The organism is Streptomyces sp. NBC_01707 (assembly GCF_041438805.1).
Classification (GTDB): domain Bacteria; phylum Actinomycetota; class Actinomycetes; order Streptomycetales; family Streptomycetaceae; genus Streptomyces.
On sequence record NZ_CP109190.1, the window covers coordinates 1,882,457 to 1,895,881 of the forward strand.

General features: G+C 70.3%; 11 protein-coding genes and 1 pseudogene. 4 read left to right on the forward strand and 8 right to left on the reverse strand.

Going from position 1 to position 13,425, the window contains the following annotated elements:
• Positions 1-22: 22 nt before the first annotated feature.
• On the forward strand, positions 23-1,405 hold the full coding sequence (locus OG963_RS08640; protein ID WP_093770058.1) for a hypothetical protein: 1,383 nt from the start codon (positions 23-25) through the stop codon (positions 1,403-1,405).
• A gap of 357 nt (positions 1,406-1,762) precedes the next feature.
• Here OG963_RS08640 and OG963_RS08645 read toward each other — a convergent pair whose 3' ends face one another.
• The 3 genes from OG963_RS08645 to panD are packed head-to-tail and all read right to left on the reverse strand — an operon-like array spanning position 1,763 to position 3,238.
• Entirely contained in the window at positions 1,763-2,389 is a 627-nt protein-coding gene (locus tag OG963_RS08645; protein ID WP_093770057.1) for an aspartate/glutamate racemase family protein, read from the reverse strand.
• Positions 2,390-2,433: 44 nt separating this feature from the next.
• Positions 2,434-2,784 carry a GNAT family N-acetyltransferase gene (locus OG963_RS08650; protein WP_371798723.1) on the reverse strand — a complete coding sequence of 117 codons (351 nt, stop codon included), beginning with the start codon at positions 2,782-2,784 and terminating at the stop codon, positions 2,434-2,436.
• Between the two features lie 28 nt (positions 2,785-2,812).
• Positions 2,813-3,238: an aspartate 1-decarboxylase gene (gene panD / locus OG963_RS08655; protein ID WP_371798724.1), complete on the reverse strand. Its 426-nt coding sequence runs from the start codon at positions 3,236-3,238 to the stop codon at positions 2,813-2,815.
• Positions 3,239-4,216: 978 nt separating this feature from the next.
• On the opposite strand from panD, the gene OG963_RS08660 reads away from it, so the two are divergent.
• Complete coding sequence (locus OG963_RS08660; protein ID WP_093770054.1) at positions 4,217-5,005, forward strand: SAM-dependent methyltransferase; 789 nt, start codon at positions 4,217-4,219, stop codon at positions 5,003-5,005.
• A gap of 351 nt (positions 5,006-5,356) precedes the next feature.
• On the opposite strand, the pseudogene OG963_RS08665 reads toward OG963_RS08660, so the two are convergent.
• The 5 genes and pseudogenes from OG963_RS08665 to OG963_RS08685 all read right to left on the reverse strand — a co-directional run.
• Positions 5,357-5,611: pseudogene (locus tag OG963_RS08665) on the reverse strand (class II aldolase/adducin family protein); the annotation flags it as partial.
• Between the two features lie 58 nt (positions 5,612-5,669).
• A complete protein-coding gene (locus tag OG963_RS08670; protein ID WP_371798725.1) occupies positions 5,670-7,676 on the reverse strand; it encodes a GxGYxYP domain-containing protein in 2,007 nt (668 codons plus the stop codon).
• Positions 7,677-8,181: 505 nt separating this feature from the next.
• Positions 8,182-8,751 carry a DUF6114 domain-containing protein gene (locus OG963_RS08675; protein WP_093770052.1) on the reverse strand — a complete coding sequence of 190 codons (570 nt, stop codon included), beginning with the start codon at positions 8,749-8,751 and terminating at the stop codon, positions 8,182-8,184.
• A 150-nt stretch (positions 8,752-8,901) separates the two neighbouring features.
• A complete protein-coding gene (locus tag OG963_RS08680) occupies positions 8,902-9,519 on the reverse strand; it encodes a DUF6230 family protein (protein WP_093770051.1) in 618 nt (205 codons plus the stop codon).
• Between the two features lie 876 nt (positions 9,520-10,395).
• Entirely contained in the window at positions 10,396-11,133 is a 738-nt protein-coding gene (locus OG963_RS08685) for a hypothetical protein (protein ID WP_371798726.1), read from the reverse strand.
• Positions 11,134-11,651: 518 nt separating this feature from the next.
• Here OG963_RS08685 and OG963_RS08690 point away from each other — a divergent pair.
• Positions 11,652-12,485, forward strand: coding sequence for a slipin family protein (locus OG963_RS08690; RefSeq protein WP_256223336.1), 834 nt, complete (start codon positions 11,652-11,654; stop codon positions 12,483-12,485).
• A gap of 125 nt (positions 12,486-12,610) precedes the next feature.
• Positions 12,611-13,138 (forward strand): universal stress protein, encoded by a 528-nt coding sequence (locus OG963_RS08695; RefSeq protein WP_030923702.1) that lies wholly within the window; start codon positions 12,611-12,613, stop codon positions 13,136-13,138.
• The last annotated feature ends 287 nt before the right edge of the window (positions 13,139-13,425 follow it).

Consider the following 13,425-nt stretch of genomic DNA (forward strand, 5'->3'; position numbering starts at 1 on the left):
TCCCATCACCGACTCACGACACATGCCTCTCACCTCGCCCGCTCCCGGCCCTCCGTCCTCCGCGCGTGTCGCCGCGGCGGTCCGCCACGCCGTCGGAGCCGGGCTGCTCGGCGAGTCCCGGCCCGTCGCCGGGTTCATCGACACCGACGGGGTGCGCGACTCGGTCCGCGCCCTCCAGGACGCGTTCGCCGGGGCACCCGGCGTGCTGCACACGTTCGCCGCCAAGGCCGCGTCCCTGGTCCCCGTACTGCGGCTGCTCGCCGACTGCGGCATGGGGTGCGAGGTCGCCAGCCCGGGTGAGCTGAGGCTCGCCCTCGACGCCGGTTTCTCACCCTCGGCCATCGTGCTCGACTCCCCCGCCAAGACACGTGACGAGATCCGTCAGGCCCTCGCCCTAGGAGTGGCGCTCAACGCCGACAGCCTCGACGAGGTGCGCCGGATCGCCTCGCTGCGGTCCAGCAGCTCGGCCTCCGTCATCGGGATGCGCGTCAACCCACAGGTGGGCAGCGGCGCCATCGGGGCGATGAGCACCGCCACGGCAACCTCCAAGTTCGGCGTGGCGCTGCTCGATCCCGGCGCGCGCGAGCGCGTCGTACAGGCCTTCGCCGAGCACTCCTGGCTGACCCAGCTGCATGCCCATGTCGGTTCCCAGGGCTGCTCCCTGGAGCTGATCGCGGCCGGCGTCGCGGAGATGTACCAGCTCGCCGAGGAGATCAACAAGACGCTCGGCACCCGGCAGGTCACCGGCATCGACATCGGCGGCGGCCTTCCCGTCAACTTCGACGACGACTCCGTCCGGCCGACCTTCGCCGCCCATGCGGCGGCGCTGCGGGCGGCGGTACCGGGTCTCTTCGACGGCCGGTACAGGCTGATCACCGAGTTCGGCCGGTCGCTGCTCGCCAAGAACGGGTTCATCGGGGCACTCGTCGAGTACACGAAGGACGCAGGTGGCCGCCGGATCGCGCTCACCCACGCGGGGGCGCAGATCGCCACCCGTACCGTCTTCATGCCTGACGCCTGGCCCCTGCGGGCGGGGGCGTTCGACGCCGAGGGGCGACCCAAGGAAGGTCCGCCACTGGTCCAGGACATCGCGGGGCCGTGCTGCTTCGCCGGTGACGTCGTCGCGCACGCCCGGGAGCTGCCCGAGCTGCGGGAGGGGGACTTCGTGGTCCTGTACGACACGGGCGCGTACTACTTCTCCACGCCGTGGTCGTACAACAGCCTGCCGCGCCCCGCCGTGTACGGCTTCAGCACGGTCGGCGACGGCGGGGACGACGGCTCGGACGGGGACACGGTGCGGTTCGCGCCGGTGCGTGATGCGCAGTCGCTGGACTCGATCGCCGAGGAGAGCGGCGCCGGCCACGCCGACTCGCTCCTCGGGCTCGGACCGCGGCGCGACCGGTAGCAGGTCGCGGCGGTACGGACCGGCCGCGTCATCCGGGCGGCTGGGGCGACGGCTCCGGTTCCGGCACCGGCTCGGGTTCGGGCCGCGGCGGCTGCGGAATCGGGTCGGGCGACGGACCGGGCGGCACAGGGCCGGGGACGGGCGGCGCGGGCGTCGGCTCGGGCAGCGGCGACGGCGGTCCCGGCATGGGGCCGGGGGTCGGCGCGGGTGGCACGGGGTCGGGATACGGGTTGGTCATCTCGGGCCTCCGAACATTGCGGCGGATCTCGAGTCCACCGTCTCCCGGAGCGGCTGCCCTCGCCTGCCGAGTCCATACGTACGAGTTCCGTACCGTCGGACGAGAACCCGTACGGCGGCTCAGCCCGCCGCGGCGGCCGCGGCGGAGAGCCCCGGTCGGGGGCTGGAGAGGACCGGAATCTGGGTGGCCGCGCGGGTGGCGGCATCGGCCATGGAGGCCTGGGCCAGCACGATCACATCGGCGTCCGTCACCCGGTCGGCGGCCGCCGCCACCAGCTCGAGGTAGCCGTCACGGTCACCCGCCTCGAACCGCGCCCATGCACCGGCCACCAGCACCGTGCGGATGTCCACGCGCCGCTCGCCGGCCTCCTCGGCGAGCAGGGCGAGCGTCGGCGGCAGGGTGTCGTCGATCGCCGCGAGGACCACCACCCGGTCCCGCGCGACGGCGGCGGCCGCCATCGGGCGGTCGACGCGCAGGACGGCGACGCCGAGCGACTCCGCGGCGGACTCGGCGACCCCACCGATCGTCGAACAGGTGCAGAGCACCGCGGTCGCACCCTCGGCGACCGCTCCCGCGAGCAGCGCCTCGATGTCACCCCGCACCGCGTCCGGGCCTGCGCGCCGGGCACGGGCGAGCAGGTCCTCGTGCACGAGATGCCGCAGGGCGAGACCGGGGTGGTCGGCGTCGCGAAGCGCCTCGAAGACCGGGACGTGGACCGGGGAGGTGTGCAGGAGCGCAAGTGTCATCGGCGAGGGCTCGGATCCTGTTCGGACGGGACGGGACCGGATCGCTACAGCTCGGGGTGGGACTTGAGCTGCTGCTCTGCCCGCTCCACCAGCTCGGCCGGTGCCACCGGAGCCTGGTCGGGGTGGCCCAGAGCCCACTTCGCGGCATAGGGGCAGAGCGGGACGACGGGCACACCCTCGCGGTCCGCCATGGCGTAGAACTCCTGGACCAGGGCTCCGGCGAACCTCTTGCCCTTGTGCTCCGGTTCGACGACGGTGTGCACGGCGACGAGAGCGGCAGGCGTGCCGTCCATCACGAAGTACGCGATGACTCCGGCGGTCCGGCCGTCCACCCGTGCCAGCAGGTTGCCGTTCTCACGGTCGTCGAAGAATTCGAGCGCGGTGTTCTCAGCCATGGCGGGATCTCCCTCGTGAACAGAACGGTCAGTCAGCCGCGGGAACGGCGTACGGGCTGCGCGCGGTGGCGGTGCCGGGCACGGGCGCCGAGGCGTCGGCTCCGAGCTCGACGATCCGGTTGCCGGCGTCGACATGGACGATCCGCGGGGTCAGAGCGCGGGCCTCGGCGTCCTCGACCTGGGCGTAGCTGATCAGGATGACCAGATCGCCGGGGTGCACGAGGTGGGCGGCTGCGCCGTTGATGCCGATGACACCGGAGCCGCGCTCGCCCTCGATGACGTACGTCTCCAGCCGGGCGCCGTTGTCGATGTCGACGATGTGCACGAGCTCACCGGGCAGCAGATCGGCCGCATCCATCAGCTCGGCATCGACGGTGACCGAGCCGACGTAGTGCAGATCGGCCTGGGTCACGGTGGCCCGGTGGATCTTCGACTTGAACATGGTACGCATCATCGAGGCACTCCTGGGTCTAGGCTCCCTGCCCGCATTTCTGCAGGTCAAGGGCGATTTTCTTACCCTACAACGAGTCGCATTTCCGGGCAGCGTCCCCCAGGTCTTGAGGACTCACGCTGACCACTTGCCGACTTTCCTGACGCATCGTCAGGTAGCTGCAGGGCGGGCTTCGCCTGCTCCTCCGGATCCCACCGCGACGACGGCACAAGCCTACGCAGCACCCTCCGAAGGGTGTCCGTGATCACCGTCACTCCGACGGTCCGGCCGGCGGTCAGCGACGAAGGCGGCCGATCGGGAGTCGGGCCGCGCACCGCCATGGATCAGCCGGCCCGGGCTCCCTCCGCTCCGCCACCAAGAAGGCGGCACCCATGGGTGCACAAGCAATCCGAGTAGCCGAAGCGGCGCGGCAACATGGCCGAGAATCCCCGGTTGGCAAAACCGGCGATTCTCATGACCGTGGCTATTGCTCGTCCGGTGACGCTTGGTGGCGGCACAGGGCGGGTGTCGACGATCTTTGGAATCCGGCCGGAGCAGAGCGCGAGCCGATGGCGCGCTCCGGCTCAGGCCGGCGTGGTCCAGCGCTGACGTGTCGAAGAAGCGGCCACCGCCCATCCTTTGCGGCCGGTGGCGTGCCAGGACCGCACAGTCCGGGGACAGCAGGTCCAGGGTCGGCACCAGCACCGGGACCCGGCCGTGGGGAGCGAGACGGGCCGTGGTGCGGGCGGCGATCAGCGAAGAGCTCGCCTCGTCGTTCCCGCAGGTGCCGGTGAAGGTGATCCACGCCGGCAACGCTGCGGAGGGCCCGCATCCGAACGTGAAGTCCGAAGGCGACCGCGCTGCCGGCCGGTCGGCAGGCACCTTCACTGGTTGTCGTCGCAGAAAGTTATTCAAGTCGCCGCGCACACAAGGCAGATGAGATTTCCGCGTAAGATCATCGCAAATTCGGTCTGTATCTTTCACCGGCCCGATGGAGCTGCCATGACGACCAACCCACAGCCGCCTCTACCGATCGACACCAGCAAGGCACACCCTGCGCGGGTCTATGACTGGCTGCTCGGCGGGAAGGGCAACTACCCGGTCGACGAAGCGGTCGGTGAGAAACTGCCGCCAGAGGCCAGGGACGCTGCTCGGCAGAACCGACAGTTCATGCACAGGGCCGCCGCTTGGCTCGCCATGCAGGGCATCGATCAGTTCCTGGACATAGGTACCGGCATCCCGACCGAGCCGAATCTCCACCAGATCGTGCAGAACCTTGTGCCGTCGGCCAAGGTCGTCTACACCGACAACGACCCGATCGTGCTGCGCCACGCCGAGGCGCTGCTGATCAGCGGTCCCGGCGGAGCGACCGACTACATCCAAGCCGATGTGCGCGACCCGGCAGCGATCGTCCAGCATGCCCGACACATCCTGGAGTTCGACCGCCCCATCGCGCTGTCGCTCATCGCGCTGATCCACTTCATCACCGATGAACAGGACGCCCACGGCATCGTCCGTGCCCTGATCGACACACTGCCGTCGGGCAGCTATCTGATCCTGTCGCACGCCGCATCCGACCTGTTCCCGGAACTCGCCGAACGGGTCGTCGACGAGTACGCCAAGGGCGGCATCCAGCTCGCCTTCCGCACACGCGCGGAAGTGGAGCGCTTCTTCGACGGCCTGGATCTCGTGCCACCCGGCCTGGTGACGGCGACGGACTGGTTCACCTCCCCCCGCGACCCGGAGCCGGAGGACAGCGGTATCTACGCAGGAGTGGCTCGCATCCGCTGAACCAGGGCCCGTGCGATCGCCGAGGGGGCGGCGAACGCCCGTTGAATGCGCGGACCGTCCCGGCCGATCGTGATCAGCAACGACCACCGACGCATGTCCGGGCCTCCCTAGCGGCACGGCGCGGCAGCAGCGCTCTCATCCTCGACCGGCCCCGCCGAGGCTGCCCCTGCACCTGGACGGCGCCGCTCAGGTTGGAGACACGGCGGTGACGGCGCGCTCATCCGAACAGCTCCGGGCCCGGGGCTGTCGCACCGGATCCGACCTGTCCACGCGATCCCGTCGGCCCGCCTGCTGGGCACGCCGGACGACTGGCCGCGTCGGTCGAACAGGTCCGGGTCGGAGACGGCGACCTGCCTTGTTCACCATGCGGTTGCCGTGAAGCAGGGTGCCTTCATGGTCGACCAGGATCAGGTCCGAGGCCTTGATCCGGTTGAAACACATGCCGAACGGGTTGACCCAGAACCGGTCCGGGTTCTCCGGATCGCGAACCGTGATGTGTCCGGCGAAGCCCTCGGAGAAGCCGAACCTGCCGAACAGCCGGAACCCAGCTGCGAGTTGCTCCTTGCGTTACTGTCGCTCGGCCCCGACGAGTCGAATCGGCGGCAGAGGAAGCGCGACGCCTCCGGGCACAGGCCCCACGGCGGCGGCGACAGCGGACCTCCTCCTAACGGGAGGCCCGGTCCAACAGCCGGAAGAAGGTGTCCCCTCTCACCACCTCGAACGGGTCGGTGAGCAACTCGCCCAGCTCGGCGATGTCGCTCGGCGTCCAGTTCCACGCGTTGACCGCCCCGGCGATGAACAGCGGGCCGCTCCCGTCCCAGCCCTCGATGTGCTTCACCAGTCCGTCCCGGTACTCCGCCGCGTTGCCCTGCGGCCAGTAGTTGCCGATCACGGCCAGCCCGGCGGGGCGGATCTGCAGGTCACCGGTCTCCCACGACTGGATGATGCCGCGCAGCGGGGTGTTGTCCCGGTAGGAGCGCACGATGCGTTCGTCGAAGGGGACCCAGCCGTTGCCCTCCGGGAGCCGCTGGTTGTACGCGTAGACCAGATCCATGCCGGTCCGCCGCAGGAACCTTCCGGTGAGCCGGGTGTACGCGTCCAGCGCCTCCCGCGGCCAGGAGCCGGGGTAGGTGTACCCGGCGCCGGACGGGCCGCTGATCAGCAGGTCGTTGGCGGTGGCGGTGCGCTGGTAGTGGGCCAGCAGCGCAGGACCGATGTCGGCCAGGAGCGGGCTGACCGTCCAGTTGACGGGCACCTGGCCGCGCGCGGGGTCGTCCCACAGATCGCGCATGCGGCGCTGGCAGTACTGGATGTTGTCGCCCTCGCCGACGGTGAGGGTGAGGTACACCCGGTTGCGAAGCGTCGCCGGCGGGCGCGGCCGAACCCGGTCGGAGACCTTCGCCCGGGTCCCGGCGTGCACCGTGCCGTTCATGTAGTAGTCGGCGGGCACCACTTGCACCCCGTGCTGGGAGGCCCGGTCGACACCGCCCCACTCCCCGGCCACGTCATTGGAGAACCAGCCGCAGTACGGAGTGGTCGGCTCGACCCGGCCGAACACCTCGTCGAGCAGCGCGCCGGTGGCCCCCGAGGGCGGCAGCCACACCACCATGGCCCGGGACGCGACCGCGTAGTCGCGGAAGTACGGGAAGGGCTCGACGCGGGTGGGCGCGGTGGTCGTGGCAGTGACCAGGTACTGGTTCCACAGGTCGACGTCGACCGTCAGCCGGGTGGTCCCGGCCGGTGCGGTGAGCCGGTAGACGAAGTAGCCGCCCCCGTCGCAGAACCGGTTGGCGTCGCCGCCGAGGGAGGAGTTGAGCCCGTCGAAGAGGTACGGGGCCTCGGCGTCCGTACCCGGTGCGAAGGAAGCGATCTCCTGACCGTCGGCCCGTACGGTGACCCGCCCCACCGAGGCGCCCCAGCCGTCGTCCCCGAGGGAATCCTGGAAGCGCAGGAAGGCCCCGTCCGTGCCGGCCAGTTCGGGGCTGAGGTCGAAGGTCCGCACCTCCCGGTTGGAGGAGTCGCGGACACGGTTCGGCTCGCGGGCGATCTCACGCCACCGGACGCCGTCCACCTTCACGGTCCTGGTGGGCGGGAGCCCGGCCAGCAGGGTGTGGGTGCAGCGGGGGAAGAGGTTGTCCAGCTGCCAGCGATAGACGGCCTGCGGGTCGTCGGCGAAACGGCCCCGCAGGTCGGCGACGACCTTCAGGCCGTACCGGCTCGCCTGTTCGGCGGTGGCCGCGACGGCGTTCTCCAACCCGGCGAGCGTGGTGGCGACGTTGACCGAGTCGGGGACCTCGGGGTCGTGCAGGACGGCGCCGCGGACCTCGCCGCGGTAGCGGCCGATCAGGTCGAGGGCGTTGTCGTGGCGGGTGACGTCGGCGCCGGTGCCGGCCAGCCAGCGCAGATCGACACCGCCGGCGTCGTAGTTGAAGTAGAGGCGGGGGCGGCGCCGGTTGACGACGCCCTGCAGAGTGGTCAGTAACAGCTGATCGTCCCCGTGGAGCCTGCTCACGTCGGCGACGTCGAGCGTGGTGGCGTGGCCGAAGGACGGCAGCAGAGGGGTGGGGCTGTCACGTTCGGCGGCCGCGGCCTTACCGGGGAGGCCGAAGCCCAGTCCGGCTGCCGCCAGGATGGTTCCGTTGGTCAGCAAGAAGTCTCTTCGTGACGCCATGGACGATCGCTCCTCCTCGAATGCGGAGTTGACATCGTTGTCACCAGCCAGTGAAGCTAGCCACGCATGGGGCGCGTGTAAAGGGTGCGGACGCCTCCGCCGGCCAGGTCGGAGCGAACGCGCGCACGTCCGGCCATGACGATGCCCCCTCCCCGCAGCGCCGCCCAGGGCGACCGTGCGGGTGCTTCAGGGCAACCCGCCACCGACGTTCTGCCCGGGCGGCAGCGCCGGGCAGCGCAGTCGGGTGACCATGGAGCAGCCCGCGGGAAACGGTATCGGGCAGGCCCAGCAGCATTCGATCCGTCGACGGTGTCAGGCCGGCGACGCGGACGATGCGGGCACGCCTGAGCGCGTGCGAGCCGACGGCCGGCGGGCCACAGGCACGGCCCGGTACGGGTGAGCCGTCCGCACGGCCTTTCGCGTACGCAGCCCGCCGCGTCGAGAAGCCTTCGGAGAGAAGCTGGTCGCGGTCCGGAGGAATGACTGCCCGCAGCACGATGGGCGTTCAGGGTGCGCCACAAGCATCGGCTGCGTTCTCGTCCCCGTGAGAAGGTCCGGCCCCCGGGGCGCCCCCGGCTTGACCCGTCAGGTTGCCCACTGTCATGTGGCCCTCGATCCCAGGAACGGTCACAGGCGGCGTGGCTGCTGTCTTCTGCACCTCGGCCTCCGGCGGGGAGGGGTCCCAGGCGCAGGCCAGGGATCCGCCGACGAGGCCGAGGAACAGTCCGAAGAAGAGCCCCCCGAAGTTGGCGAGCGGGAAGGAGACGAGGCTGAGCAGCAGGCCCGCGACCCCGGCGAAGACGCGCACCTGCTGATGGAACCAGAGCGTGACGCCCAGAGTCATGAGCAGGACCCCGATGATCAGTGACGCGGCACCGGCCGTGGTGGCCAGGGCGACAGCGACGCCCTTCAGCGTGATGTGGACATAGGGGAAGTAGATGATGGGCGCCCCCGCCAAGAGCATGAACAGGCCGGCCCAGAACGGGCGCCCACCACGCCAGATTCTGAATCTGCGCCGTGTGCCGTCGATCCTGTCGCGTAGTCCTGGGAGGGTGCCGAAAGGCTCGTTGATCACGTGCGGCTTCCAGGGTGAAGGGGTGGGTGTCGCCGGTGATGACGCGGTACGTGGAGTCGGTGCGAGTCGGTGCCAGGCCGAACGAGTGCGGATGGGCCGGGCCATGACCCCGTCCGCATGGTGTCCGGGGCCCCGTAGCGGTGCACGGAGTCAGAAGCAGCGGTGGCTGCCCTGCCTGACGGTCACCCGGAGGTCAGGGACGCTGAGGGTGGCGGCCGAGATCGCGACCGCGTTCACGCGCACGTCGGTCAGGGTGGCCGACGTGGCCTGCTGGGCGAAACCGTTGGGATCGAAGAACCGTGAGTTCCGGTCGCCCGGAGCGATCGGGCCCTCGGTGATCGAGCCTGCGGCAACACCCACGTCCAGGTTGTTCAAGGTCGCCTGACCGGCTGTCAGAGTTGTCGCGTCGATGAAGATGTCCCGCGCCTCGGCCCGGTCGCCGCCGGTGATCCGCAGCGTGTACAGGCCCAGAACCGGGATCTCGACCGCAACGGACTCGCACAGTCTCTCGATCGTCGCATGCCTGGCGCCCGTGACCACGACGGGCACATGGCGGCCCTCTCGGGTCACGTCCACCATGCCGTAGATACTCGTACCGCGAGTGGTCAGCGTGTCCGCAGCGAACTGGAACCGCTCGCCGGAGATGAAGAACGACGCGGCCAGCGCTCCTTGCGCCATGCCGATACCCAGCGCCGCGGCAGCCGCCGTGCTCGGAACCAGGACAAGGGCGAAACGCTTCCACCGCGTCCTGCCGCAGCCGTGCGACATGCCGTGCCTCTCTCCCGTGAAGTGCAGGCCGCCCCCCGACACCGCGCCTTCGGACAGGCTCGTCCGCCAGGCTGGACGGCGGACATTCCGGTCGCGACACAAGCCTTGCAGGTACCGGCGGTCCGACATGGACCACTGTCCTGCGCCTTTGATGGACTCTAGAGTGCGCACAGGGAAACCCGTCGGCACGCCAGCCCGCCCAGACGGGTGAAACAGGGGCACCGGCGAAGGTCACCTTCGCCGGATCGCGGTGGTCGACGAGCGGGGGTGAAAGTCAGCGTGCCGTTCGCGAAGCCGCCCTTGTCCGCGGCGGCGGTCCGTGCAGGCCGGGGCGCCCGAACCGTGACACCGCGCCCGGCACCAGGCCGGCCGTGGACGCCACGACAGACCGGCGTACCGGCGGACCGGGCGAAGTGGCGCGGCGACCGCACCGGACCCGCTCCGGTCCCGCCTCGGCCTTGACAGACGACTGCGGGGCGCATGCCCGAGCCGAGCGCACACCGCCGGCTCGGGCCGCCGGGGGCGGCCACACGTACCGACTCTCCTTCCGTTTCTGCGCGTTGACCGTGCCCTCGGCGAGCCGATCTCCGGAAGTCCGCGTCAACGCCACCGTCACGTCGGCCACCATGAGAGGACCGGAGCCGTCCTCAGGACAGTTCCTCCACTGCCCCGGGCTCAACACCCCAAGGCCGCCCGGCAAGTTCTCGCCCGGTGCACCGATCTAGTATTGCGTACCAGGTGTATAGGACACCGGACCTGCGTCGCACGCGCGTGCGGCCGCCCGGGGCCGGGCATGAGCCGACAGGCGCCCCCAGCCGGAAACCCCGGCCCGATTCCGACGGGCCGGGGTTTCCATGTGATGAGCGGGTGGAGCTGTTACCACTTGTTTCCGTAGTGGTCCCTGACCACTCGGAAGCTGCCCACGACACCATTGCGGACCCACACGCCGCCGCGGACCTGGCGGGTGAAGACACCGTTGCTGGTGCTCCAGGGGCCGACAGTGGCGACCGGGGAGCCGTTGTCGCAGGTGGCCCCGCGGAACAGCTCTACGGTCCTGCGGCTGTCGTTGCGGACGTTGAAGCTCCGCGAGCCCAGCCCGCTGACCACAGTGATGCAGCCCTCTTCCCCGCGGGCGGAGTACGACCGCTCGTTGATGTGGATCCGGCCGCCGTCCTCGTAGCCGCCGCCGTAGCCACCGCCGTCGCCGCCACGGCCACCGCCGCCGCCACCGCCGTAGCCACCGCCACCGCCGCCGCCGCCACGGCCACCGCCGCCGCCACCGCCGCCGTAGCCGCCGCCACCACCGCCGCCGAAGCCACCCTCGTCGCCGCCACGGCCACCGCCGCCGCCACCGCCGAAGCCACCCTCGTCGCCGCCACGGCCACCGCCGCCACCGCCGCCGAAGCCACCCTCGTTGCCGCCACGACCTCCGTTTCCGTTTCCGTTTCCGTTACCGTTCCCGTCGCCGGCAGCGGGGCCCGGGGCGGGGGCTGCCTGTTGGACGGATGGGGCGGCCGGAGCGGATCCAGCAGCCGAGGCATATGTAATGCCGGTTGTCGCGAGGACTGCGGCGCCAACTACGGCGGCAGTCACAGCGACGGTTCGCGTCGTCATGTCACTTCTCCCTGTCTCAGAGACGTCGGCCGGGAAGCCGACCTGCGATGAACGTACTAATAGTCCCTTTAGCTGTCATATCGGACATACCGAAAGTGTGACGCGAAGGGGCCGACCGGGTGTACGAACGGCGGGTGCCATGTGCCGACGCGTCATCTGATGGGTCGTGAAAGCCCAGGAAAACGGCCGTATCTGGCGCTCCGTTGGGCTTTCCGGGCGACATACCTCGGCCCGCTCACCCTGTCGGCAGCATCCCCCCGATTCCAGCACGGCGGAGACGCATGCCGCCGAGCGTCCCGGCACCTACGCGCCACATGTCCGTTCAGGTCTCCCCGAGTTCCCGGAACTCATGACGGGGCCCGCGGAACACGGAGCGAGTGGCGACGGCCCGGCGCCCCGTCCCGGTGCCCCGTGCTCGGGATGTTGACGATCCCTTGACCTCCAGGACCGCATCCATGGCTGCTCCGGCGCTGTCCTCAGTGGTGTCGAACCTGCCCCTCGTGAAGGAGTCAGCTGCCATGGATGGTGCTGTCGTCGGAGCTGTGGTTGTCGTCGTCTGCGTGCTTCTGGTGCTGCGCAGCGGGATGCGTGTGGTCAATCAGGTGGACCGAGGGGTGGTGTTCCGCTTCGGCAAGGCGCTGCCCGGCCACCGGCAGCCCGGCATCACCTTCCTCATCCCGTTCGCCGACCGGATGCGGAAGGTGAACGTACAGGTGGTGACGCTGCCCGTGCCGACCCAGGAGGGCATAACCCGGGACAACGTGTCGGTGAAGGTCGATGCCGTCGTCTACTTCAAGGTCGTCGATCCGGTACGGGCCACGATCGAGGTGCAGGACTACATCTTCGCGGTCGGCCAGGTCGCCCAGTCGTCCCTGCGCTCCATCATCGGCAAGAGCGACTTGGACGATCTGCTCTCGGACCGCGAACGGCTGCACGAAGGGCTGGCCTTGATGATCGACAGCCCGGCGGCCGGCTGGGGTGTGCACATCGACCGGGTCGAGATCAAGGACGTGCAGCTGCCGGAGTCGCTGAAGCGTTCCATGTCGCGGCAGGCCGAGGCCGAGCGGGAGCGGCGCGCCCGGGTGATCACCGCGGACGGGGAGTTCCAGGCGGCACAGCAGCTCGCCAACGCTTCGCGCATCATGGCCGACACGCCGGAGGCGATGCAGCTGAGGCTGCTGCAGACGGTGGTCGAGGTGGCGGCCGAGAAGAACTCCACGCTGGTCATGCCGTTCCCGGTGGAACTTCTGCGGTACTTCGACCGGGCGGCTCGTCAGTTCGGGACGGGCGGCGACGTCGCGACACCCGTTCCGGCCCCGCGCGACGAAGCAGTGCCCGATCCTCGCGCGTAACGCCGTCATGGGTCCGTCAGGGTCCGCTGCCCTGGCGTCAGCGATGCGTCAACGCCCCCTGATCGCCGCGGTCTTTGGCCCTTCCATGAGGTCAGGACCTGAGGTCGGCGAGGAGTGGTGACGAAATGGAGCGAGCGGACGAACGGCGTGTGGTGGCCGGTGTGAGCGGCACGCTGGGCAGTCTGACAGCACTGCACCGGGCCGCCGCCGAGGCCCGGCGCACCGATGCCGTGCTGCGGGCCGTACTGGCCTGGTCACCTCCCGGCGGCGAGCTCGGGCAGCGCAGTCAGCCATGGCCCGGGCTGCTGGCCGAGTGCCGCCGGGTGGCGGGCGACCGGCTGCTCCGGGCGGTGGACACCGCATTCGGCCCGGCCGGGCCCGGGGTGCCGATGGAGACTCTGGTCGTACGGGGCACACCGGGCGTCGCGCTGATCGCTGCGACGAACGGCCCCGAGGACCTGCTGGTGGTCGGGGCCGGGGCACGCGGAGGGCTGCGGAGGGCTCTTCATCCTTCGGTCGCCCGGTACTGTCTCGCGCACGCGACCTGCCCCGTACTCGCCGTACCGCCCTCTCCGTTGCAGGACGACATCGCCGCCGTCCACCGCCGGATTTCCTGGCACATGCCGCTGAGCACCCAGGAGTTGGCGGACTGACCCGCTGCGCCGTGCGCGGGCGTGCGCCATGAAGGGGCGGCCACATGTCCGCCACCGCGTCGGCCGGCTCGTATCAGGGGGTCATCAGGGATCTGTGCGCCCGCTTGAGGCGGGGCACCCGACGGAGTGGGATGGGTGACGTGAACAGCGCACTGCGACATGACGATCGGCCACCGCATACGGTGCCGCCGGCGACGCGCGTTGTTCGCCTCTGGATGCGTTGACGCATTCCCCCGTGCTTCGGCACATGGTGCTCCTGCGCGTCACCCACCTGCGGCCGCCCGATC

Excerpts from the sequence above, each read along its gene's own strand:
- OG963_RS08640 (WP_093770058.1), top strand. The coding sequence starts at position 23 with ATGCCTCTCACCTCGCCCGCTCCCGGCCCTCCGTCCTCCGCGCGTGTC.
- OG963_RS08645 (WP_093770057.1), bottom strand. The coding sequence starts at position 2,389 with ATGACACTTGCGCTCCTGCACACCTCCCCGGTCCACGTCCCGGTCTTC.
- OG963_RS08650 (WP_371798723.1), bottom strand. The coding sequence starts at position 2,784 with ATGGCTGAGAACACCGCGCTCGAATTCTTCGACGACCGTGAGAACGGC.
- panD (WP_371798724.1), bottom strand. The coding sequence starts at position 3,238 with ATGATGCGTACCATGTTCAAGTCGAAGATCCACCGGGCCACCGTGACC.
- OG963_RS08660 (WP_093770054.1), top strand. The coding sequence starts at position 4,217 with ATGACGACCAACCCACAGCCGCCTCTACCGATCGACACCAGCAAGGCA.
- OG963_RS08670 (WP_371798725.1), bottom strand. The coding sequence starts at position 7,676 with ATGGCGTCACGAAGAGACTTCTTGCTGACCAACGGAACCATCCTGGCG.
- OG963_RS08680 (WP_093770051.1), bottom strand. The coding sequence starts at position 9,519 with ATGTCGCACGGCTGCGGCAGGACGCGGTGGAAGCGTTTCGCCCTTGTC.
- OG963_RS08685 (WP_371798726.1), bottom strand. The coding sequence starts at position 11,133 with ATGACGACGCGAACCGTCGCTGTGACTGCCGCCGTAGTTGGCGCCGCA.
- OG963_RS08690 (WP_256223336.1), top strand. The coding sequence starts at position 11,652 with ATGGATGGTGCTGTCGTCGGAGCTGTGGTTGTCGTCGTCTGCGTGCTT.
- OG963_RS08695 (WP_030923702.1), top strand. The coding sequence starts at position 12,611 with ATGGAGCGAGCGGACGAACGGCGTGTGGTGGCCGGTGTGAGCGGCACG.